The sequence below is a fragment of the Myroides sp. N17-2 genome, assembly GCF_002286775.1.
Lineage (GTDB): Bacteria > Bacteroidota > Bacteroidia > Flavobacteriales > Flavobacteriaceae > Flavobacterium.
Genome location: NZ_NSGJ01000022.1, coordinates 21725 through 45985, shown reverse-complemented (window position 1 = coordinate 45985; position 24261 = coordinate 21725). Strand labels below are relative to the sequence as shown.

At 34.9% G+C, this 24261-nt stretch carries 25 protein-coding genes and 1 tRNA gene; 18 read left to right on the top strand and 8 right to left on the bottom strand.

Translation table 11 applies throughout. The features are described 5' to 3' along the window. Positions 1-754: 754 nt before the first annotated feature. The 9 genes from CF599_RS10395 to CF599_RS10355 all read left to right on the top strand — a co-directional run bounded on the left by CF599_RS10395 (position 755) and on the right by CF599_RS10355 (position 9279). Positions 755-2260 carry a succinate CoA transferase gene (locus tag CF599_RS10395; RefSeq protein WP_121965968.1) on the top strand — a complete coding sequence of 502 codons (1506 nt, stop codon included), beginning with the start codon at positions 755-757 and terminating at the stop codon, positions 2258-2260. 118 nt (positions 2261-2378) lie between these two features. Continuing rightward, positions 2379-3224: a substrate-binding domain-containing protein gene (locus CF599_RS10390; protein WP_121965967.1), complete on the top strand. Its 846-nt coding sequence runs from the start codon at positions 2379-2381 to the stop codon at positions 3222-3224. A 23-nt stretch (positions 3225-3247) separates the two neighbouring features. After that, positions 3248-4192, top strand: coding sequence for a transglutaminase domain-containing protein (locus CF599_RS10385; protein WP_121965966.1), 945 nt, complete (start codon positions 3248-3250; stop codon positions 4190-4192). Positions 4193-4196: 4 nt separating this feature from the next. Then, positions 4197-4580, top strand: coding sequence for a DUF423 domain-containing protein (locus CF599_RS10380; RefSeq protein ID WP_121965965.1), 384 nt, complete (start codon positions 4197-4199; stop codon positions 4578-4580). A 134-nt stretch (positions 4581-4714) separates the two neighbouring features. Further along, positions 4715-5836: a TlpA disulfide reductase family protein gene (locus CF599_RS10375; RefSeq protein ID WP_121965964.1), complete on the top strand. Its 1122-nt coding sequence runs from the start codon at positions 4715-4717 to the stop codon at positions 5834-5836. Between the two features lie 133 nt (positions 5837-5969). Continuing rightward, a complete protein-coding gene (locus tag CF599_RS10370) occupies positions 5970-7097 on the top strand; it encodes a TlpA disulfide reductase family protein (protein WP_121965963.1) in 1128 nt (375 codons plus the stop codon). A gap of 85 nt (positions 7098-7182) precedes the next feature. Then, positions 7183-7677, top strand: coding sequence for an RNA polymerase sigma factor (locus tag CF599_RS10365; protein WP_121965962.1), 495 nt, complete (start codon positions 7183-7185; stop codon positions 7675-7677). 12 nt (positions 7678-7689) lie between these two features. Continuing rightward, positions 7690-8292, top strand: coding sequence for a hypothetical protein (locus tag CF599_RS10360; RefSeq protein WP_121965961.1), 603 nt, complete (start codon positions 7690-7692; stop codon positions 8290-8292). A 48-nt stretch (positions 8293-8340) separates the two neighbouring features. Then, on the top strand, positions 8341-9279 hold the full coding sequence (locus CF599_RS10355) for a LysR family transcriptional regulator (RefSeq protein ID WP_121965960.1): 939 nt from the start codon (positions 8341-8343) through the stop codon (positions 9277-9279). 60 nt (positions 9280-9339) lie between these two features. Here the strand turns inward: CF599_RS10355 and CF599_RS10350 are convergent, their stop codons facing one another. The 4 genes from CF599_RS10350 to CF599_RS10335 all read right to left on the bottom strand — a co-directional run bounded on the left by CF599_RS10350 (position 9340) and on the right by CF599_RS10335 (position 13310). After that, complete coding sequence (locus CF599_RS10350; protein ID WP_121965959.1) at positions 9340-10062, bottom strand: response regulator transcription factor; 723 nt, start codon at positions 10060-10062, stop codon at positions 9340-9342. Positions 10063-10067: 5 nt separating this feature from the next. After that, positions 10068-11576: a sensor histidine kinase KdpD gene (locus tag CF599_RS10345; protein ID WP_121966000.1), complete on the bottom strand. Its 1509-nt coding sequence runs from the start codon at positions 11574-11576 to the stop codon at positions 10068-10070. A 144-nt stretch (positions 11577-11720) separates the two neighbouring features. Beyond that, entirely contained in the window at positions 11721-12308 is a 588-nt protein-coding gene (gene coaE, locus CF599_RS10340; RefSeq protein WP_121965958.1) for a dephospho-CoA kinase, read from the bottom strand. 9 nt (positions 12309-12317) lie between these two features. Continuing rightward, positions 12318-13310 (bottom strand): glycosyltransferase family 2 protein, encoded by a 993-nt coding sequence (locus CF599_RS10335; protein ID WP_121965957.1) that lies wholly within the window; start codon positions 13308-13310, stop codon positions 12318-12320. Between the two features lie 144 nt (positions 13311-13454). On the opposite strand from CF599_RS10335, the gene CF599_RS10330 reads away from it, so the two are divergent. The 5 genes from CF599_RS10330 to CF599_RS10310 all read left to right on the top strand — a co-directional run bounded on the left by CF599_RS10330 (position 13455) and on the right by CF599_RS10310 (position 17245). Further along, complete coding sequence (locus CF599_RS10330) at positions 13455-15011, top strand: PglZ domain-containing protein (RefSeq protein ID WP_121965956.1); 1557 nt, start codon at positions 13455-13457, stop codon at positions 15009-15011. 2 nt (positions 15012-15013) lie between these two features. Continuing rightward, a complete protein-coding gene (gene tsaE / locus CF599_RS10325; RefSeq protein WP_121965955.1) occupies positions 15014-15433 on the top strand; it encodes a tRNA (adenosine(37)-N6)-threonylcarbamoyltransferase complex ATPase subunit type 1 TsaE in 420 nt (139 codons plus the stop codon). 7 nt (positions 15434-15440) lie between these two features. Beyond that, on the top strand, positions 15441-16637 hold the full coding sequence (locus CF599_RS10320; RefSeq protein ID WP_121965954.1) for an alanine dehydrogenase: 1197 nt from the start codon (positions 15441-15443) through the stop codon (positions 16635-16637). A 97-nt stretch (positions 16638-16734) separates the two neighbouring features. Next, positions 16735-17115: a DUF4258 domain-containing protein gene (locus CF599_RS10315; protein WP_121965953.1), complete on the top strand. Its 381-nt coding sequence runs from the start codon at positions 16735-16737 to the stop codon at positions 17113-17115. A gap of 55 nt (positions 17116-17170) precedes the next feature. Further along, a tRNA-Val gene (locus tag CF599_RS10310) sits at positions 17171-17245 on the top strand. A gap of 97 nt (positions 17246-17342) precedes the next feature. On the opposite strand, the gene CF599_RS10305 is transcribed toward CF599_RS10310, so the two are convergent. From CF599_RS10305 to CF599_RS10290, 4 genes are all read right to left on the bottom strand, one after another. After that, positions 17343-17843 carry a hypothetical protein gene (locus CF599_RS10305; protein ID WP_121965952.1) on the bottom strand — a complete coding sequence of 167 codons (501 nt, stop codon included), beginning with the start codon at positions 17841-17843 and terminating at the stop codon, positions 17343-17345. Between the two features lie 272 nt (positions 17844-18115). Then, the gene (locus tag CF599_RS10300; RefSeq protein ID WP_121965951.1) at positions 18116-18508 is read right to left on the bottom strand and encodes a tautomerase family protein; all 393 of its coding nucleotides are present in this window, start codon (positions 18506-18508) and stop codon (positions 18116-18118) included. Positions 18509-18510: 2 nt separating this feature from the next. Continuing rightward, positions 18511-18960: a cupin domain-containing protein gene (locus CF599_RS10295; protein WP_121965950.1), complete on the bottom strand. Its 450-nt coding sequence runs from the start codon at positions 18958-18960 to the stop codon at positions 18511-18513. A 44-nt stretch (positions 18961-19004) separates the two neighbouring features. Then, positions 19005-19583 (bottom strand): Crp/Fnr family transcriptional regulator, encoded by a 579-nt coding sequence (locus CF599_RS10290; RefSeq protein WP_121965949.1) that lies wholly within the window; start codon positions 19581-19583, stop codon positions 19005-19007. Positions 19584-19745: 162 nt separating this feature from the next. Between CF599_RS10290 and CF599_RS10285 the strand changes: the two genes are divergently transcribed. The 4 genes from CF599_RS10285 to recG all read left to right on the top strand — a co-directional run bounded on the left by CF599_RS10285 (position 19746) and on the right by recG (position 24254). After that, positions 19746-20249: a helix-turn-helix domain-containing protein gene (locus tag CF599_RS10285; RefSeq protein WP_121965948.1), complete on the top strand. Its 504-nt coding sequence runs from the start codon at positions 19746-19748 to the stop codon at positions 20247-20249. Between the two features lie 2 nt (positions 20250-20251). Further along, positions 20252-20899, top strand: a complete 648-nt coding sequence (locus CF599_RS10280; RefSeq protein WP_121965947.1) for a nucleotidyl transferase AbiEii/AbiGii toxin family protein — start codon at positions 20252-20254, stop codon at positions 20897-20899. A gap of 673 nt (positions 20900-21572) precedes the next feature. Then, positions 21573-21974 carry a DUF4377 domain-containing protein gene (locus CF599_RS10275; protein ID WP_121965946.1) on the top strand — a complete coding sequence of 134 codons (402 nt, stop codon included), beginning with the start codon at positions 21573-21575 and terminating at the stop codon, positions 21972-21974. Positions 21975-22151: 177 nt separating this feature from the next. Then, positions 22152-24254: an ATP-dependent DNA helicase RecG gene (gene recG / locus CF599_RS10270; RefSeq protein WP_121965945.1), complete on the top strand. Its 2103-nt coding sequence runs from the start codon at positions 22152-22154 to the stop codon at positions 24252-24254. Positions 24255-24261 lie beyond the last annotated feature (7 nt).

Below are 24261 nucleotides of genomic sequence, written 5' to 3'. Positions count from 1 at the left end.
ATCCATACTCTTATACAACATATCTATCAAGACTTCATTCTAATTATCTGCAAAAATAAGGACGTTTAAAATAACATTTCGGTTCAAGGGAAATAAAGTCCATTTATTGCCGAAAAAAGCCATTTTTAACCACTTTTTGTCAAAAAAGACCATTTTTCGCCATTTTCTAAAAACATAAATAATTGATTTTCAATAATATAAAACACTAAAAACAGCCTTTTATTCGGAACGCGTTCGGAAGAGTTCAGTACTTGTTCGGACGGAGGGGTCGTTTTCCGAAGAACGGCCGAATCGTGCTACAACCCTTCCCGAACAAACCCATCATTCTACCACATTTATCCAAAACAAGTTAGAATATCGTGTACAGTATCATTTTATTTCTCTACATTAAAGAACTTCGCTACTATTCAAAAGTTCGCTAAAAATCATCTTCTCTTCTGCGTATTCTCATAATAAGTATAAAGTTATTTTTGGTGCTGAAACGCAATATCTAGTAGTTTTTCTTCTTTTTTTGAGGATTTGATAAGAAAAAAAGGCAAAAAAGTAGTTTGTCGATTTAAAACCTGCCAAAGAAAAGTCAGTTAATTTTTCGCTAGGTAACACTTCCGTTTTTATATCTTAATTTTATAAATATAACCACAATATCTTAACAATAACGACTCACATTTTCGTATATTTACTTATATCCATTTATTTTATTTGATTGTTCCAAATAAATATGGTTATTTTAAGGAGCTTAAAATTTTTATTTGAAATGACGAAAGAAGACTCGAAATTAGAGAGGATAAAATACGCACCGTTTAGAGAGCGTATAGTTTCAGCTGAAGAAGCTGCTCTCCTAATACATGATCAAGCAGTAGTAGGGGCTAGTGGATTCACTAAAGCAGGAGACAGTAAGTCTGTATTACCTGCATTTGCCTTAAGAGCTGCTAAAGAGAATGTGGCTATCACTTTAATTACAGGAGCATCTCTAGGACAGACTACCGATGCTGACCTTGCTACTAATAATGCTTTAATCCGCAGATTGCCTTTTCAAGCCGATTCAGTATTGAGAAAAACAATCAATAGTGGTCAAGTCAAATATATCGATCAACACTTAAGTGAGACGATCGAACAACTTCAGGAAAAACACATTCCTCAAGTAGATATCGCTATTATCGAGGCGACTTATATTAACGAAGAAGGATTTATCATACCTACCACATCGATCGGTAACTCTGCATACTTCGCTAGTGTAGCTCGTAAAATAATAATAGAGGTTAACACTGCTATTCCATTAGAAATAGAAGGTGTACACGATAATAGTGTGCCTAAAAAACAACCTCGTAGAGAGATTATCCCTATTCATACTGTAAAAGACAGAGTAGGTGAAACATTTATTAGATTAAATCCTGATGACGTTATCGCGGTAGTGTATTCTAGTATAGAAGATACGCCTGCGCAGTTACCTGAGCCAGACGAGAAAACATCTGCTATCTCTGGACACTTACTTAAATTCTTCGAAGAAGAGGTAAGAAAAGGAAAGCTAACACACTCATTACTTCCTCTACAGGCAGGTATTGGTAAAGTGGCTAATGCTGTACTTACAGGGTTTATCGACGGACCGTTCCACGATCTAACGATGTACTCAGAAGTACTTCAGGACAGTACATTTGACCTTATTGATTCAGGTAAAATGACGTTCGCTTCTGGTTCTTCTATTACAGTGACAGAAGATTGTTATTCTAAGATTATCAACAACTTTGGTCAATATAAAGACAAACTAGTATTGCGTCCACAGAATATCAGTAACGCACCTGAGGTAATCCGTAGATTAGGAATTATCGCTATCAATACAGCTATCGAATTTGACATCTATGGTAACGTAAACTCTACGCATATCGGTGGAAGTAAAATGATGAACGGTATCGGTGGATCAGGAGATTTCGCTCGTAATGCTTACTTAAGTGTATTCGTAACGCAGGCAGCTTCTAAAGAAAACAACATTTCTCACGTACTTCCGATGGTATCTCACGTAGATCATACAGAGCACGATGTAGATATCTTAGTGACTGATCAAGGACTTGCCGATCTAAGAGGATTATCTCCTAGAGAGCGTGCTGAAGTGATCATAGAGAACTGTGTACACCCAGAATATAAAGCAGAATTAAGAGACTATTACGAAAGAGCTAAAGAGAGACAAGGACATACTCCTCACCTCTTAGAAGAAGCTTTCAAATTCCATATTCGCTTCCAAGAAAAAGGTTCGATGAAACCATAATATAACTGAAAAACTCTACTCTTTTTGATGTAGAGTTTTTTTTTGCTTTACTCTTATTTTAATGTATAATTCAAGGCTCATTTTATTATCTTAGCACAAAAATGTAGCAAGATTTAAAATGGCAAACGTAAATATAATAGGGGTACCAGAGCACTTTAACTTTCCATGGCAGATGTGCATCGAAAATGGTGAATTTGAGGAAATTGGCATTAATTTGCAATGGACTGATATTCCAGAAGGAACTGGTAAGATGTGTCAAATGCTAAGAGATAAGGAAACTGACTTAGCTGTAATCCTAACTGAAGGGATCATAAAAGACATCTCTGAAGGTAACCCTTCCACTATTATACAAGAATATGTAGCCTCTCCTCTACAATGGGGAATCCACGTAGCACATCATTCTCCATTCACTAAAGTAGAAGATCTAGAGGGTAAGCGCATCGCGATTAGCAGATATGGTTCAGGCTCTCACCTGATGGCTATCGTACATGCCCAGAAGATGAATTGGGACATCACTAAACTAGAATTTGTGATCGTCAATACACTTGATAATGCTGTAAAATCACTTACTGAGGGAGAAGCAGACTACTTTATGTGGGAGCATTTTATGACTAAACCTATCGTAGATAAAGGTGTCTTTAGAAGATTAGGGGACTGCCCTACTCCATGGCCATCATTTGTGATAGTAGCGAATAATGAGTTCTTAGCTAAGCATAAAGGATTAATAACAAACTTATTAGAGTGTATCAATACAACAACGGAGGAATTCAAGATGATACCTTCTATAGATCGTACTTTAGCTACTAAGTTTGACATAGAGATAGAAGACATCAGAGAATGGATAGGAATGACGCAATGGTCTCAAAGACAACTATCTGAAAGACACTTTACTAAAGTACAAAAACAATTAATAGATTTAAGTATCATCTCGAATACTATTAGTTACCATGACATCGTTTTATAATATAGTTTTGAGTATAAACTGAGATGAATAGCACTCCCGAATTAGCTAAAAAACCTGCTGATAAAAAATGGCTTAAGTATTTAAGAGTCCCAAAACCTTGGGATAACATTATCGTGCTTATACTTAACATACTTATTACCATCCCAATATTTATCATTATTCATCAGAATATAGATGATCCGAACTGGCCATATCAGCTAGATCGTATCATTCTATTCTTATCTATCGTGGGTATTCTACAGTTTCTATTACAGAAGATGAAACTTGTGCTTAATATCCTTATAGCTACCTACTTATTAGTCTTGGTAGGGGGAACTATATTCGGTGGGTATGGCTATGAGGCTGTAATCGACGACTATCGAGTGATGATATACGCCATGGCAGAAGACCCAAAACCACAAGATATTATTATCTCTAAGCTACTGCCATTTCCCAATAAAAATAAGATTATCACTGCTATAGAATATGATAAGCCTATCGTGAGAAATTATGCATTAGCGACTACACGTAAGTATTTTACTAATGTACCTAATGCACATCAGTATAGACAAATCATCCAATCGTTAGCTATATTTAAAGAAGTACGTACAAAGTGGAATTATGTCAATGATCCTAAGGGTCGAGAGTATATTGCTACTGCTTCAGAATCACTACAGCACTTCTCGGGTGACTGTGATGACTACTCTGTCTTAATGGCGGGATTAATCAGAGCGATAGGTGGTACACCTCGCTTAATACATACGAAAGAACATATGTATCCGGAGATGCTTATCCCAAATAAAGGAGACTTAGAGCAAGTAATCTACTTGATAAAAGAAGTGCTCTTCGTAGAAGAAAGTAGAGGAAAAGAGATACATTATCACATAGACGAACGTGGACAGATATGGTTAAATCTAGATTATACTGCCCGATATCCTGGAGGTCCGTTTATGTCAGAAGAAATACTAGGACAACTCACATTTAATTAACAACATGGAAATAGTAAATACTACAGCGCTAATAGCAGGAACTATCTACGGTTCGCTTGCCATCATATTTGGAGCCTTTGGTGCTCACGCCTTAAAAAAACACATGACTACTGAGCGATTAGAAAGTTTCGAAGTAGGTGTAAAATATCAAATGTATCACGCTATCGTTCTTCTTGTATTAGGAATAATGCCTGCAGAACTACATATCAAAAATGCTATTAATATCATCATTATAGGTGTGTTCTTATTCTCATTTAGTATCTATGGATTAGTACTAAGTGCTACATTTAAGAAAAAGATTAAAGTACTAGGACCGATTACACCACTTGGTGGATTGTGTATGGTTATAGGATGGATAATGCTTTTAATCCAATTCATTAAACTATAGCCTTAAATACTTCCTAAGAGTTTAAAGTCTTATAGCATTTTTCACAGGATTTTAATTTTATATCCTTTTTTAAGTATATTTGTTTACATCATCTTAGACAACAAACATTATAAAACCATAAATAAAAACCATAAATGAAAAAATTCTTAACAGTACTTGGAGCTGTTGCTATCTTAGCATCATGTAACAAGGAAGCTACAGGCTACACTATCACAGGTGAGACTAAAGGTCTTGCAGATGGAACTAAAGTATATATCGAGAAGATAGATATCGCTACAGGAACACCTGTTGCTATTGATTCTACAGAGATTAAAGGGAACGCATTTACATTCAAAGGAGAAGCTCCTCAGTTAGATCAAAACTTTATTAGCTTCGCTAAACAAGAGGGAAGACTTCCTTTCGTTTTAGAGAATGGAAATATCGTCGTTCAATATGATGTTGCAAAAGCAGAAAATAGCGCTGTAACAGGAACAAAAAACAACGATGAATACACTACATTCACTAAGAAAGTAGCTGAATTAGAAAAAGCAATCTACCAATACCAAGGAGATAATCAAGAAGCATACAAAACAGCTAATGAGAATAAAGATCAAGCTAAGAAAGATGCTATCATCGGTGGATATATGGCTTTAGCTGAGAAATATGATGAGTATGTAGAAGGATTCCTTGATAAAAACCCTAGTAGCTTCACTACACTTACTTATGTAGCTGGAAATACAAATCAATACATCAAAGAAGAATTACAAGAAAAATACGCTAAGTTCGACGAAGCATTAAAACAAACTTCAGTAGGTAAAGCATTCAAAACAGCTATAGACGCTATCCCAGATGCTAAAGTAAAGATCGGAGATAAAGCTCCAGACTTCGCTGCTAATTCTCCTGAAGGAAAAGAGATTTCTCTAAAAGAAAGTTTAGGTAAGTTAACAATCATTGACTTCTGGGCTTCATGGTGTGGACCATGTAGAGCTGAGAATCCTAATGTAGTAGCATTATACGCTAAATATCATGACAAAGGATTAAACATCATCGGTGTTTCTCTAGATAAAGATAAAGACAAATGGGTAGAGGCAATTGCAAAAGACAATTTGACTTGGAACCATATCTCTAACTTAAAGTTCTGGGAAGAGCCTATCGCTCAGATGTATGAAGTACGCGCTATACCTGCTACTTATCTTCTAGATGCTAATGGTGTGGTAATCGCTAAAAACTTAAGAGGTAAGAAACTTGAAGCTAAAGTAGCTGAGTTATTGAAATAATATAGATAATTAATTTTATCCTAAAGGGTTATAGAGTCATCTATAACCCTTTTTTTTATTCTAAATTCTATACTTTTAAACAAACATAATTCACTATATTTATTTTCTGAAAATTTCAATAAATTAACCGATAATGAGAACACTGCCTTTACTGATACTTGCCCTGTTACTAATGAATTTCACTGTAAAAGAGAAGGGCTTCGTTCTAAAAGGAAATACAAAAAATATTCCACAAGGTGATATGATCTATCTTAAAGTATTAGACCCTAATACAGGTGGTTTTACTGCGATAGACTCTACTAAATTAAAGAATAATAACTTCGAGTTTAAAGGGAATACACTCTACCCTACTTACGCTTTATTAGAACTATCTAAAGATGTCACTGAGCTAGTAGTACTAGAAGATGGAGTGATTAGTTTTACTTACGATTATGATAATGAACTAGGTACATCTGCTACTGGTACGAAAAACAACAATCAATTAAATGCCTTTCATAACAGTATAAAAAAGGTACAAAAAGAGGCTAATCAATACAGAGATGCGAATCAAGAGGTTCTGACTAAAGCTATTACAGATAATGATCAGGAGGTACTAGAGAGACTTTCTTCTGAATTTAAAGTATATATTAGTCAAATCAATGATATCATCACTAATCAGTTAAGAGATTATAGCGATACTTATACTTCAGCTGTTATCTTATACCAACGATTAGACAACAAAAACATAGATATTAAAGAAGCTAAGACATATTATAATCGATATAAAGATGATGTTAAGTATTCTAATATTGGACTTGCTATTAAGAAGTTAATCGAAACATCAGCTGTAGCTCCTGACATGGATACTTTAGTCAAAGTAGGTGACAAAGCGATCGATGTGATGGGTGAAGATCCAGATGGTAGATTACTTACACTTTACAGAAACTTAGGTAAAGTAACTTTAGTTCACTTTTGGGCTCCATGGTGTCCATCTTGTCATGAGACGCTTCCTGTAATTAAAGCATTACACGAAGAGTTTAAAGATCAAGGTCTTGCTATCTTTAGTATTGCTTTAGATGAAGAAAATGAAGAATGGACAGAATCTATCAAAAAGGAAAAACTAGACTGGCTACACATCGCTAATGTCTATGAGATACAACAGAAGTACGGAGTGAAAAATATCCCTACAGTATTCGTCTTAGACCAAGAAGGCACTGTGATAAACATTAATCATCTAGATAATAATCTACAAGAATTAATCAAACAGCAATTAAGTAAATAACAGCTTATTTACCACTCAAGTATTATTTGTTATAATTATTTTCACAATGGTTGTAACAAATAATACTTTTTGACTACCTATAGGTATGAATAAACATCTTGAACAAGAATTCGTAGCACTTTTAGATAAGAATCAAAATCTTATCCATAAGGTATGTCGCTTATATGCGATAGACGAGGCTGCGCATAAAGACTTGTTTCAAGAGATATCTATTCAGCTTTGGCATGCTTATCCCAAGTTTAGAGGAGATTCTAAATTCTCCACTTGGGCTTATCGAATCGGCCTAAACACTGCTATATCCCTTTACCGCAAAAAAACACGTGAGGTGAATACTATTCCTTATGATAGCTCATTTTGTAAATTTGAATATACAGAATATAACTACCAGGAAGAAGAACAGTTAAAACTAATGTACAAGGCATTACAACAACTAAATGACATAGAAAAAGCATTAGTATTTATGTATTTAGAAGACAAGGACTACGAAGAAATAGCTGAGACATTAGGGATTAGCGAGGTCAACGCCAGAGTAAAAATGAATAGAATTAAGACCAAACTAAAGAAAATATTAAATCCATAGACGCATAAGATCATGAAGGAGTTAGATTTATTAAAAAAACACTGGAATAACGACCAGCAGTTTCCGAAGATTTCAACAGAAGAAATCCATAAAATGATTCACAAGAAGTCCTCTTCTATTGTGATGTGGATCTTTATAATCAGTATTATAGAATTCTTAGTATTAAACTGTTTTAGTTACTTCTTTATTTCAGATGACTCAAAAGAAAATGGAGGGCCTGTATATAGATTTATGATTGAGAACCTAGATTGGTTGTCATTTGGTATTTCTATTATATTTATCATCATCTTCTATCTTAACTACAGAAAGATAAGTGTTGCTTCCTCTACACATACGTTGATGACAAGAATATTAAGAACGAAGAAGGCTGTCAACTATTATATCTATACTAATCTTACCGTTTTTATCATTGCATTTATCATTATGCTAATTGATATTTTAACGGTAAATGACAAACTAACACTTGGTACTGCACTAATTAGCATTGGAGTAGTCATCGTTATTTGCGTTGTATTCTTAGGATTATTATGGTTATACTACAAGGTAGTTTATGGATTCTTGATTAAGAAACTAATGAAAAACTACAAGGAGCTTGAAAAAATAGATTACGAATAAAAAGTATATGCGTTATTTTGCCTAACTTAGACAAAATATCGAATACAAATGACGATTACACAATTAATATATGTATTAGCTGTTGCAGAGCATAAGAACTTCACTCTTGCAGCAGAGAAGACTTTCGTGACACAGCCTACGCTGAGTATGCAAATTCAAAAGCTTGAAGATGAACTAGATGTACAGATATTTGATCGTAGTACCAAACCTATTCAGCCAACGACAATAGGACAGGTCATTATCCAGCAAGCGAAGAAAATAGTAAACGAATCTGACAGAATCAAGGATCTAATTGATTTAGAAAAAGGGTTTATTGGTGGAGAGTTTAAGCTAGGGATGATCCCTACCATCGCTCCTACCCTGTTACCTATGTTTTTAAAGACTTTCTTAAACAAACACAGTAAGGTTAACCTAATCATAGAAGAATACACTACAGAGGAGATTATACAGAAACTTCGCAATGGTTATTTAGACGCTGCTATAGTAGCTACTCCACTTCATGAATCAGATATCAAAGAGAGAGTTCTATTCTATGAGCCTTTCGTAGGATACATACCACCTATGTTCAGACAAGATATGGGAGCAGAATTAAAGCAAGATGATCTTGATTTGAGAAAGTTATTACTTCTTCAGGATGGACATTGTTTTAGAGATGGAATAATCAATATTTGCAACAATAAGCTAGCGAGTGAAAACAAGAACTTTAAGTTGCAAAGTGGTAGTTTTGAGACGTTGATTAACCTTTCAAAAGAAGGCTTAGGATATACGCTATTACCTTACCTACACACACTTTCTCTAAGTGCGGATGACAAGAAGAACTTACTGCAGTTTGCAGATCCGAAACCGGCTCGTGAGATAAGTTTAATCTACACAGATAACGAACTAAAACTTCAGATAATAAACGCCTTATATGACGTTATTTTAAGTATCGTAAGAGGAGCAATAGCTTTTCAAGATGTCAAAATAATTAGTCCTAAAAAAGGATAATCTAAATTATAGATATAAAAAAAGGGAAGCAAATGCTTCCCTTTTTCTTGGCTAATAATCTTAATTATTTTCTTCTTTTTCTTTCACTACAAGTCTAAATCCTTCTCCGTGAATGTTTAAGATTTCTACATTCTCATCTAATTTAAGATACTTTCTTAATTTAGCGATGTAAACATCCATACTACGTGAAGTGAAATAGTTATCATCTCTCCAAATCTTAGTTAATGCAACTTCTCTTGGCATTAAATCATTCTCATAAATCGCTAACATTTTTAACAATTCATTTTCTTTTGGAGAAAGTTTTATTGGCTCATCATTACCGAAAGTTAAGAATCTTAACTTAGAGTTTAAATGGAATTTACCAATTTGGAATTCGAACTTCGTGTTATCAGTTTTAACCTCTGACGATTTTCTGTGAATAATCGCTTTGATTTTCATTAATAATACTTCAGAATCGAATGGCTTATTTAAGTAGTCATCTGCTCCTACTTTGTATCCTTTTAGGACATCCTCTTTCATTGACTTGGCTGTAAGGAAAATGATAGGCACCTCTTTGTTTTTATCGCGGATCTCCTTGGCTAGAGTAAATCCATCTTTATAAGGCATCATAACATCTAGGATACATAAATCAAAAGTATCCCTTTTGAATTTTTCGAATCCTTCCATTCCGTTTTTAGCTAAAGTAACTTCGAAATCATTGATGGCTAAATAGTCTTTTAAGATTGCTCCGAAATTTGGATCATCTTCTACTAATAAAATCTTTTTGTTGTTTGTTGTTTCCATATTGTTTAATTTATTAATGGCATTTTAATAATGAAGGTACTACCCTTCCCCTTTTCGCTTTCTACATACACTTGCGAATTGTGTACTTCTACGATCTGCTGTACGTAAGCTAGCCCCAAGCCATGCCCCTTTACATTGTGTAAATCACCAGTGTGTTCTCTGTAAAACTTGTCAAAGATTCTTTTTTGAGCTTGTTTACTCATTCCCACCCCGTGATCCTGAATCTTAATTAATATAAAATCCTTCACATTCTCAGTGTACACATCTATAATAGGAACATCTATCGAATACTTTACAGCATTATCTAAGATATTTACTATAACACTCGTGAAATGAAAATCGTTTCCTAAGACATCACTTCTGCGAGCATCTAGATGTAAATTTATTTCTCCCCCTCGATCTTGAACGATTAATCCTACGTGGTCTACTGCATTCTCAATAATCTCATGCACATCCATCGTAGACTTATCTACATTAAACTCACGTCTTTCTAACTTTGAGATTTGCAACACATTTTCGACCTGCGCATGCATCCTCTTATTTTCCTCGCGAATCATCCTTAGATATCGTTCTACCTTCTCAGGGTCATTTATAACTTTTGGATTTTTAATAGCATCTAAAGCTAAATTAATAGTAGCTATAGGTGTCTTAAACTCATGCGTCATATTATTAATAAAATCCGTCTTGATCTCTGAGATTTGCTTCTGTTTTATCAACTGATTAATTGCATTCAAATAAGCAGCGATAATAACAATCGTAAATAACACTGATAACAATGTTATCCCGATCAAAGAAGAGAATAAATACTTACTCTTCTCTGGAAAAGTAATGTATAGCTGATACTTACTTCTATTCTCATTATCTGTGAAGATAGGCACACCATAAGTAGACCCTTCTTCATAGATAAAATCCTCAGACTTTATTTTTGTTGACAACCCCTTGTTGTAGATCCCAAACTCAAACTTAGCATTTACACCATATAGTTTAAGCTCTTGTTCTAACAACTCCCTTAACTTAGTTTTAGAAACCCTTTCATCTATACTTCTTAACGCTACGATATCTTTAAAATAAATATCAAACTGCGCTTTATCTAAGACATCTAGATTACCAGACTGTTCTATTACTTCATCAGGATAGTTTTGTTTAAGATTATTTCTATCAAAATCATCTCCTTTATAAATCTCTGTTTTTCGTTTTGACACGAAACTTTTGACTTTCAAGCTATCTGCTTTCTTATCAAAGAACGAACTCTTTATATTATAGTCTTCTAAGACTAGAATATTCGAATAAACGATTTGCTCATTAGTAGTAGGGTTTCGCTCTACTATATAGTACTGTTTCAACTCGCTCTGTTTAGGTGGCGTACCTATACTATCCTTAAGTTGATTATACATACGATAGAACTCCGTAGCTTCATTCTGTTGAAGTCCACTACCGATATTTCCTAATACCTGCTGTACGTGGTATTTAAACTGCTCTTCATTATTTCTATAAGAGCTTACAATCCAGTACATCTGAACAACGATTATCCCTATAAGAGAAAAACTCATTATTCCTACTAAAAGTCGAAAATTGACCTTACTCATTATTTTTTCAAAATTAACATTAAAAAAAATACTCTACACGGCGATTAACATAAAATTAACGATGATAAATGTTTAAATTTTGAATATTATATCATTAATTATCATTTTCACCTCTTTATTTACCAAATGTTTATTAATATTAATAATAACATAATCACTTAGTGGTATTTTGTCAGAATCCTGCATTTGGTTACTTATAATACTTTTTACATTATCATAAGACACCTTATCCCGCTCCATCACTCGTTTTATACGTATTTCTTCTGGCGCTGTCACTAAGATAACCAAATCACACTGTGTATGCAATTTGTTCTCAAAAAGGACTGCACTTTCCTTAATAACGAATGGCGAAGCGTCATTTGCCACCTTCCACTCTTCAAAATCCTTCTTAACTTCAGGATGAACGATGTTATTTAATTGCGTTAAAAGATCCTTATTATCAAAGACTATTTCTCTGATTTTCTTTCGATCTAATACCTCTCCTATTTTAACGTCTTCTTTAAAGATAGATTGCACAGCGTTAACAACATCTTTGCGATCCATAATCTGCCTAGCTCTATCATCAGCGATATAAATAGGTATCCCACTCTCTTCAAACATCTTAGCCACAGTAGTCTTCCCACTGCCGATACCCCCAGTTAATCCTACGATTAGTGCCATATCTCTTTATTATTTAAAAAACATCTCGGGCATACCCTCTTCTGCTTTTTGTTTTTTTACGAATAGAATATAGTTCGATTTTAAGAACCCCGTACCATAGCCGTAAAATTGAATAAAAATTGCCACAACTGCTAATAAACTTATCTTAAAATTACGCTCTTTTATAAAACATCCTATAAAAACCAATAAAAAATAAAGTAAATAACATAAAATAAAACCAAATGTATAATATGTCAATAAAACACTACACAATAAGCCTGCCATAAATACTGTTGGAAACCAATAAGTCAACTTGGCAGTTTCTGGATATCGTTGATTCAAGATCGGACGCGCCTTGCCAAACTTATTCACTTGTGTGCGAAACTTACTCCAGTCTATCCTTCTTTTGTGATAGACATATGCTTTACTAAATAATTGGGTGTCGTATCCTAGATTCCACAGTCTGATTGTTAAGTCAGGATCTTCACCAGGATGCACCTTGCCATATCCTCCACTTGCTAGGAATGCTTTCTTAGATAGCCCCATATTGAAACTTCTCGGTTGAAACTTACCGATGCGTTCACTAGCCCCCCTAATCCCTCCTGTCGTTAACACAGATGTCATCGCATAGTTTATCGCCTTCTGCACATCGCTAAAGCTAGCTAACGCCGCATCAGGCCCACCGAAGCAGTCCACATACTCTTTCGTTAAATACTGATCGACGATAGTCAGATAGTCTGGAGGAATGATACAGTCAGAATCTAAGATAATAAAGTAATCTCCCTTAGCGCGCTCCATACCATAGTTACGCGATGCACCAGGACCAGAATTACTCTTATAATAATAGGACACTTGTAATCGGTCTTCGTATTTACTCACGATAGCACGCGAATCTTCTTTAGAACCATCTTCTACTATTACAACTTCGAAATCCTGCTTATACGTTTGCTTTGATAAACTCTCTAGCAATTCATCCACCTCATCAGGGCGATTGTAAACAGGAATGATAAACGAAAAATACATTTATAATTTTTTATAATACAATCACAAAAATATCGTTAACTATTGTAATACGGAAATTCATTCCTATATTTATCAATACTATTTTAAACGAATAACTCTTTTTGAACATTTCTATCAATAAAGGGTACAACTAAAACAACTAAAATGAACAAAATTCATATACTTTGGGTAGATGATGAAGTGGATTTATTAAAACCACACATCTTATTTCTAGAAAAAAAAGACTATATCGTGAGCACTTGTACCAATGGGCAGGATGCTATCGAACAATTTAAAGAGAACCAATACGACATTGTTTTCCTTGATGAGAATATGCCTGGTCTTTCTGGTTTAGAGACGCTAAACGAAATTAAAGCCATTAAGAGCAACACTCCTATTATAATGATCACTAAAAGTGAAGAAGAATATATTATGGAGGAGGCTATCGGTGCTAAAATATCAGATTATCTAATCAAGCCTGTTAATCCTAACCAAATCTTGCTGTCACTTAAGAAGAACCTAGATGATTCGCGTCTAATCTCTGAGAAATCTTCTCTTAGTTACCAAAAAGAGTTTAGAAACATCTCTATGGATCTTATGCAAGCGAGAGATTATGAGGACTGGATCTCTATTTATAGAAAATTATTATACTGGGAACAGAACCTTGAAAACATAGAGGATCAAAACCTATTTAACATCCTTGATTCCCAAAAGACAGAAGCCAACAGCCTATTTGGGAAGTTCGTAGAGAAGAATTACGAATCTTGGATTAACAATCCTGAAGATAGTCCTGTATTCTCTCACCAAATATTCAGAAAATGGGTTGCTCCTGAACTAAAGAAAGAGGATTCTAAGATACTGTTTGTTGTGATTGATAACTTGAGATATGACCAATGGAGAGCCTTTGAATCTATCGTGACTAATCACTATAAAGTAGAAGCAGAGAACAGCTTCTTCTCTATCTTACCTACAGCTACACAGTACGCTCGTAACGCTATTTTCTCAGGAATGACACCTCTTGAGATGTCAGAACAGCTGCCTCAGTATTGGAAGAACGACACGGATGAAGGAGGTAAAAACTTGTTTGAAAATGAGTTCTTACAACACCAACTTCAGAGATTGCGTCTAAATATCAAGAATGAATACTTTAAAATAACGAACCTAAGAGAAGGTAGAAAACTAGCAGACAATTTTAAATCTCTAAAAGACAACAAATTAATCACACTAGTTTATAACTTCGTAGATATGTTATCGCATGCGAAGACTGAGATGGAGGTTATTAAAGAACTTGCTTCTAATGATAAGGCTTACCGCTCTCTGACAGTGAGTTGGTTTAAAAACTCGCCTTTGTTTGAAATCATTCAGCAGGCACAGGCACTAGGATATAAGCTAATCATCACGACAGATCACGGTACTATTAATTGTAAGAACCCGTCTAAAGTTATCGGAGATAAAAACACAAGTTTAAACCTAAGATATAAAACAGGTAAGAGTTTGACTTTTGAGCCAAAAGATGTGTACTATGTTAAAGAACCAAAAAAAGTACAGCTACCTAATATTAATGTAAGTAGTTCTTATATTTTTGCAAAAAGTGATTTCTTCTTAGCCTACCAAAATAATTTCAACTATTATGCTGCGTATTTTAGAAATACCTATCAGCACGGTGGTATTTCGTTAGAAGAAATGATCGTACCATTTATAATATTAAACCCCAAAGTATAAAAATGACTGAAATAGTTTTTTCTCTAAATCAGATAAATGAAGTAGCTTCTGAAGTATTAAGCAAGTTAAAACACCGTATTGTCTTGTTTAATGCCGAAATGGGTGCAGGAAAAACCACACTTATTAAAGAAATTAGTAAACAACTAGGTGTAGAGGATATGACTAGTAGCCCTACTTTTTCTATTGTTAACGAGTACCACTCTACCCTATCTAAAGATAAGGTGTACCACTTCGATTTATATAGATTAAATCACGAGGAGGAAGCTTATGACATGGGGATGGATGAATACCTATACTCAGATCAATGGTGCTTTATAGAGTGGCCTGAGAAGACACCTAATATCATCCCTGATGAGCACGCTATTATAGAGATCAAAATCCTAGAGAACGGCGACAGAAAACTTACGTTAAACAATAAATAATAACAGCATGGCGACACTAACTCCTTTTTCAATGAAAGACCTTATTCCTCAAGAGGAATGTCTAATGGTAGAACGCAAGAGAAGTGATCTTTTTATAGGTGTTCCTAAAGAGAATATTCTTATCGAGAAGAGAATCTGTATTACCCCTGAGGCGGTACAGACACTTAGTACTTATGGACACAGGATATTGATTGAAAAAGGAGCGGGTGAAGCTGCTAGTTATTCTGACTTAGATTACAGTAAAGCAGGTGCAGAAATAACCACGGATACCAAGAAGATATTTAGCTGTCCTGTTATCGTGAAGGTAGCTCCACCTACTCTTGAGGAGATTAAACTAATGGCTCCTTATACCGTAGTATGGTCTACTGTCCAACTAAAAACACTGACTAGAAAGTACTTCGAGACCTTGTCTAAAAAGAAGATATCTGCCATCGGCTTTGACTTTATCCACGATGAGCACGGTACCTATCCTGCAGTGAGCGCATTAAGCGAGATAGCAGGTACTGCCTCTATCTTAATCGCGTCCGAACTAATGACTACTACTAATAATGGTAAAGGTTTATTATTTGGTAATATTACAGGGGTTACTCCTACAGAAGTAGTTATCCTTGGAGCAGGTCTAGTCGCTGAGAATGCCGCACGTACAGCTATGGGAATGGGAGCTAACGTCAGAGTATTTGACAACTCTATCCAAAAACTACGCAGACTACAGAATAACTTGCCTCAGCGCATCTCTACTTCTACTATACAAGAGAAAATTCTACTAAAAGCCCTAATGAGATGTGATGTTGCTATCGGTGCGATTAGAGGAAAGAACAGAGCACCTATCGTAGTCAGTGACACGATGGTTGAGAATATGAAAAAAGGGGCTGTTATTATTGACGTGTCTATTGATACTGGGGGATGTTTTGAGACTTCAGAACTAACCACACATGATCATCCTACTTTTATAAAGAATGGGGTCGTACACTACTGCGTACCTAATATTACTTCTAGATATAGCCGCACAGCATCTATGGCATTGAGTAATATCATCACTCCTCTCCTATTAGAATATACAGATAGCGGAGATCTAGATGGAACTGTCAACTGCGAAAGCGTCATCAAATCAGGAATATACAGCTATAAAGGACTTGTGACGAATCGAAATGTAGCCGAGTGGTTTGACCTTGACTTTAAAGACATACACTTGTTCACTTTTTAACTTCACAAAGACAATAGCCTTGTCGTAGATTTAAAGTTTTGATAAAACTTTAGTTTTACAATCTCGAATTGCTATTTTTGCGTAAATATTTTACAAAATGAAGTTTTCACAGCGTTTAGCATATTATTTATTCGGACTATTAATTGGTGGATTATTCTTATTTTTCTTCTTTGGAGAGAAGAAGACAGAGTTCTGTTATTTACCTAACTGTAGAGTACTAAAAGACTTGAGAAGCAAGCCAGTTACTTTCTCTAAGACAGTAGAAGCCAAATTCCAAGAAGGATGGGTGACTAATGATGATGTCCACAAATCTTTTAAATACGGAGACGTTAATTTCTCTGAAAGTAATATCGACTTCGAAAAAGGAAAACTATATGTGATCCTAGGTAGAAATGCTAAAAACGAAAACATTCTAATCAAGGTAATCAACTACCCTGAGAGAATCCAAATCTACGATATAGAAAAAGTTCAAAAATAATCTAGGCAAGTATTGCAATTATTAAAAAACCGTTTTATATTTGCACTCCTGTTTAGGGCGATTAGCTCAGTTGGTTCAGAGCATCTCGTTTACACCGAGAGGGTCGGGGGTTCGAATCCCTCATCGCCCACTATTTTTAAAGCTTCACTTATAAGTGAAGCTTTTTTTATGTCTTGTAGTGATTCTCTTTTAAAGAACTTAAAGAATTTTATAGACAACTATTTTATTCATTCCTTGACATCATAAGGTTTTTGGAGAAATAACTTATACATCTCTTTATAACAAGAAAACAATTCATCTAACATATGATTATTAAATTCATCTAGATTAGTTAACTTTCCTTTTAAATCCTCTAAAATAGAAAAAGGTACATGATTAATTATTCTATAAGAATAATTATTATTTAAACTTTGCAACTCACAATAAAGCATAACTCCAATTCTATGAATTTCATTTGAACATTTATCTAGCTTATTTAAAAATTTAATAATTAATTTAGATAAATTAATTACTGATTCTTCATATTTTCTTTCCTTAATTTCTCTCTCAGTAGAATTAAAATGCATCTTATAATATATCAATAATTCGATACGCTTTTTTACTTTATCCTCATCATTCATTACATCCCATTCACGTATTAACAACAAAGCATTTATAATACCACTTTCAACAAAGTATTCCAATTGATCCTTGTGATAATCATTTAAAATTTCAACTAAATCTATCATGTTTATTCCATAAATTAATTAAGCTTATTCTCTCTTATAAATAGTCTTAATAATTCTATTTATACAACATCCATATAATAATACCACAAACACACATTTTAATATTTACAAACACCCTCATATAAATTAGTTATCCTTACAACTGAGTCTTTACCCTCATAATTCCCATAAAGTACATAACCTATCTTATATAAAGGAATAGCTACAACCTCTCCTCCCTTTGTATATGTTTTTCCCATTCTTAAATATATATTACAAAACTAACATTGTCTCTAAATATGCGTAGGTTTCTGTGATTCTCCATTGCCAAAGGACCAATTAGCATATCCATCATTCTCAATTAATGTGATGATTACATCCTCACTTCTTATAATCGTTTCCTCAGATATACCTTTCGCAACTTCGGCATACAAAGCTCGTTTTTGAGTTACAGTACGTCCTAATCCTGCTATTATTTGAATGAAAACAAGCTGATCACTGTGCACAATCCCAAGATATTCTTTAGGATATATCAGTTGTCGAGGTTCTAACTCTTCTATGATATGAAAGTAGTCGTTCTCAGGAATTCTAAATTCTTTAATCAACGCACGATGGATAATCTCAGACACTGTACTCTTAGTACAATCAGGAAGATCTTTTCTCAAACTAATTCTAACTAATGGCATATCTAGTCAATTTTAATTATCAAATCATACTCTGCTTGAGTTAATGCTCTTTCTACATTGCCCAAATCATCTTCTATCTGTATCGCAATATGCGTAAAAACGGAATGAGCTCCTGCTATGTGGCAGTGAATCTCATTAGGTGGAATAACTACAACGTCACCAGGTAAAACCATGATAGGAAGATCCCCACGACTCTGAATGTACCCCTTACCTTCTTTTCCTATCACTATCTGCGTAGCCGGATGACTATGCCAATGTGTCCTACTCCCTGCCTCAAAAAACACTTCCGAAGTATGTACTTCTTCATTTGCATCATCTACAGTGGCAATACTCACCTCTCCCACCACATAATGTGAAGAGACTATCGCTCTATTTAATTCCCCTTTATTGGTCTTGATACCTGACAGGGCACATACTGTCCCCTTTTTATCCTCTAAATTATCTGTCTTCATTGTTATATTACTAATTATACAGACAAATATAATTTAGGCATTCATTAATTTCCTTGACCTATGTTAAGACTTTTAATACGGCTAAGAGATTCTGGTTTTATCCCTAAATAGGACGCTATATGATATTGTGCAACAAACAAACCTATCATAGGATATGTTTTTAGTAGCAGTTTATAGCGGTCATAAGCTGAATCCATTAAGAGCGAATTTTCCTTTACACACTTTTTGATAAACAATTCATCAGCTATATACTTAGCCAATTTGTACCATATCGGAAATTCGTTTAATAATCTGTCATAAGCTACTTTAGACAATCTCATCACCTTACATTTTTTCAACACTTGAATAGACGCTAAACTAGGTTCTTTAGAGATAAAACTTCGATAAGAAGTAGAGAACGAACCCGCCGTATGAAAATCACTAATAAGTTGCTCTCCATCTTTCTCACGATAAATTCTCAAAACTCCTTCCTCCACAAAATCAATAAATTCACATACTCCCCCCTCCTCTAAAACAACTGACTTATCCTCTAACATCAACACCTCACACTGCTCTACCAAATAATCATAATCATCCTCAGTCATCCCTAACTCCCCTACAATGATATCGTATAATGTTCTCATAATCTAACTCTTCACTTTTAAGTTTCATAAAGATAACCATAAATAATTTATTTTTATAAATCACCTTTACTTCTATATCTACTTTATATCCATAAAAAACAACTTACTAAACAACAATGATTTAACACTAAAAATATAAACAAAAAAGCTTACATTTGTATTATGATTAAGCAGTTTGAAAAATATAAAGGTATCCATCCTGGAATTGTACTTGATAGAGAATTAAAAAAACGTTCTATCAAGCAACGCCCCTTTGCCTTATCTTTAGAAGAGCACCCTCAAACACTTAATGCCATTACCAAAGGAAAAAGAAGTATTGGCACTGCATTAGCATTGAAGATCGAGAGGGAGCTTGGGTTAGAAGAAGGCACGCTAGTGCTACTACAGGCATATTATGATATTCAAAGAATCAAAGAAAAAGAAAGCCAAGATACTCCTAATCTGAATATTCTGAGTAAAGCATTATTTTGGGACACAGATATCCAACATATAAATTGGAACCGACAATATAGAGCTGTAATTCAACGTGTTTTTGAACGCGGAAACGAAAAAGATAAAAACGAAATTATTCGCTTTTATGGCACTGATAAAATAGAGCAAGCTCTCCAAGAATCAAATCTAAGAAAGCCATATACAATAAACGATTTACATCAAACTGAGTCCTAATTATGATGTATTATAACACTGTCAATCATCTACTAAAAAGTACACTAGCTACTCTGATGGAATCTTCTGTATTTGAATCTTTTCGTTTGGTTGGTGGTACAGCATTAAGTCTCCAATTGGGACATCGCTTATCTGTAGATATTGATCTTTTCAGTGATGCAGCTTATGGATCTATTGATTTTAAAGCTATTGATAACTTTATTGAAAAAACATTTCCATACCATCAGCATTTTTCAAATATTGATCCAGCTATAGGAAAATCATACAGTGTAGGTATGAATAAAGATAATGTTGTCAAAATAGATGTATATTATACTGACAGTTTTATACAATCTCCTTTGATAAAAGATAAAATAATAATGGCAACTATTGAAGAAATTATTGCAATGAAAATTGATGTAGTACAACGTATAGGTCGCAAAAAAGATTTTTGGGATTTACATGAATTACTTCCATTATATGACCTTTCAACTATGATTTCTCTACATCTCCAGCGTTATCCATATACTCATAATGAAAAAATTATCTTGGAAAATCTAACTAATTTCGAGCTTGCCGATGATGATTTTGATCCAATTTGTCTAAGAGGAAAGTATTGGGAATTTATTAAAGAAGATATTATTGATGCAGTAAAAGCATATAAATTCTGATCTATCAACTATTTTTAAACAACCTATTAACCTTCATAAAGATAACTCAAAATTTATTATCTTTGCACAACATCATTTACGATGATTATCTACTTTAAAAATTAATATCAAGTATAACAACCTTCCGTTTTATTTGAATTTTTATAGATCCTCTCTAATCCCTTGCTATCACTGACCTGAGAACACCTTAAGATAGGGTTTGTTCGGGAAGAGTTGTAGAACGCTTCGGGAGTTCTTCGGAAAAAGGGGGCTCTTTCCGAAGAAATACTGAACTCTTCCGCAGGCGTTCCGAACAAAAGCATAATTCACACCACTCAAAACACTAATAATCAACATATTAAATAAATTAAAAGTGGTAAAAAAAGGTCTTTTTGGGCATTTTTAGGCAAAAAGTGGCGTTTATTTCCCTTTGTTCAGAATAACATTTTTATCCCCCCTACATTTGCAGTGAATTACAATCGTATAAACTAATCAATCCTATTAACAAACCAACTAGCACAACAACGATCAAGTATCTAAAAAAACCTAACACACTAAACTAAAAAACATTACCCCTACGCTCTTTGAAATCATAAACCCAAAATCAGGATTCGCCAAATACTAATTAAATTCACATTTATCAACCATTAAATCAATATTTTACGTATATTTGTTTAAATAAAACACAATTATCATGAAAAAGATTTTATTATTAGCTGCAGTAGTAGGGTTCGCATTTACATCTTGTAAGAAAGATGGAGAAACTGAAACTCCAGTGGCAGAAACAACTGAACAAACAACAACTCCTACAGAATCAACTGAGGCAACACCTGAGGAAGTTCTAGGAAACCAAACATTAACTATCGCTTCTAAATTAGTAGACTGCACAGGAGTAGCACCTATGAAATGTATGCAAGTTAAAGAAGAAGGTTCTGACGAGTGGACTAATATGTACACTGGTATCGAAGGATTTACTTACGAAGAAGGTTACGAATATGTAGTTGAGATCAAACGTGAGAAACTTGAGAATGTACCTGCTGATGCATCGTCTATCAAGTACATCTTAGTAAAAGAGATTTCAAAAACTAAAAAATAGTAATTAAGCGAGCTTCGGCTCGCTTTTTTTACCCTTATTGCGAAGCAACTTTGAATCTAGCTATACTGATTTAGCATACTTAAGCTATAATCTATAGCAAATCACCCTGATTTTACACTTCCTAATTGCCCAAAGGACATCTAATTCGTATCTTAGCCACGTATTTATTTAAACAATATGTCTAAGAATCTACTTGATACACCTATCGAATACCTTAAAGGAGTTGGCCCACAGCGTGCTGACATATTTAAGCGTGAGCTAGGTATATTCACCTATAGAGACCTACTACACCTATACCCTAACCGATATATCGACAGAACGCAATATTATAAGATCAATGAACTTTATAATAATAACAGCGAGGTGCAGATAATCGGGAAGATTATCCATATCAAGACCGTAGAACAGAAACGAGGCAAGCGCCTAGTCGCTACTTTCTCTGATGGCACAGGACAGGTAGAGCTAGTGTGGTTTCAGGGATATAAGTGGATACAAGAAAATCTAAAATTAAACACGCCTTATGTTGCCTTCGGGAAGATAAATAGTTTTAGCAATACGTTCTCGATGCCCCATCCCGAGCTAGACTTACTAGAAGATCACCAGAAGAACATCGCTACATCTATGCAAGCGGTCTACCCTTCTACTGAGAAATTTGGTGCTAGGATATCAAATAAGGCGATTATCAAGATGATGATGCAACTCATTAATGAGACGCACTCCTTATTTATAGATACCTTATCAGACGACTTCAAGCGAAAACTCAACTTAATCTCTATGCAGGAAGCTCTAATCAATATCCACTTTCCTAAGAGTGCGGATATGTTAGGCAAAGCACAGTTCAGACTAAAGTTTGAGGAATTGTTCTACGTACAGCTACAATTGCTGATTAAGAACATCGCTCGCAAAGATAAAATCAAAGGATACCCTTTCGAAAATGTTGGTGATTACTTCAATACATTTTATAAGGAACACCTACCCTTCCCGCTTACGGGTGCTCAAAAAAGAGTAATAAAAGAGATCAGAAACGATGTGGGAGCTCCTGCTCAGATGAACAGACTACTACAGGGAGATGTGGGATCAGGTAAGACGATTGTTGCGTTTATGACGTGTCTTTTGGCTCTTGATAATGGCTTCCAAGCCTGTATCGTTGCTCCTACTGAGATCTTAGCTACCCAACATTTTGTTGGAATTCAAGAACTAGCTAAACCGCTAGGCTTAAATATCAAACTACTAACAGGATCTACCAAGACTGCCGACCGCCGTGTGCTGCACGAAGAGTTGGCGTCGGGAGAACTACATATATTAATAGGTACACACGCCTTATTTGAAGATAAAGTAATCTTTAAAAACCTTGGATTGGCTATCATCGATGAGCAACACCGATTCGGAGTAGAACAGCGATCTAAGCTTTGGCTTAAGAATGCCCTACCTCCGCACGTGTTAGTAATGACTGCTACGCCTATACCGCGTACCCTTGCGATGAGTTTATACGGAGATTTGGACATCTCTGTGATCGACGAGCTTCCTCCAGGGCGTAAGCCGATACAGACCAACCACTATTTTGAAGGAAAGCGATTAGCCGTATGGCACTTCCTGAAGACCGAAATAGCTAAAGGGAGACAAGTATATATCGTCTACCCTCTGATCGACGAAAGCGAAACCTTAGATTATAAAAACCTAATGGAGGGTTATGAGGGGATTTCTAGAGATTTCCCATTACCTGAGTACAGTGTTAGTATCGTACACGGACAGATGACTCCCGCTGAGAAAGACAGAGAGATGGAGCGATTCATCAAGGGCGAGACTAATATTATGGTCGCGACTACGGTAATTGAGGTTGGGGTAAATGTACCGAATGCTTCTGTGATGATTATCGAAAGTGCAGAGCGCTTCGGGCTGTCACAGCTACATCAGCTTAGAGGACGTGTCGGTCGTGGTGCAGAGCAGAGCTACTGTATCCTGATGACAGGAGACAAACTAAGTAATGACTCTAAGATTAGAATGGAGACCATGTGTCGTACTAATGATGGATTTGAGATTTCGGAAGTCGATCTAAAGCTTCGCGGTCCTGGTGACATTATGGGAAAACAACAGAGTGGTACGCTTCCTCTAAAAATAGCAGATATCGTCAAGGATCAAGATATTATGGTCTATGCGAGGCACAATGCTGTACAGCTATTAAAAGAAGACCCTACACTAGAAGATCCTGAAAACCAAAGAATCAAAAACAAATTAAACCTTCTGAATAGCTCAACAACTATTTGGAACTATATAAGCTAACACACAA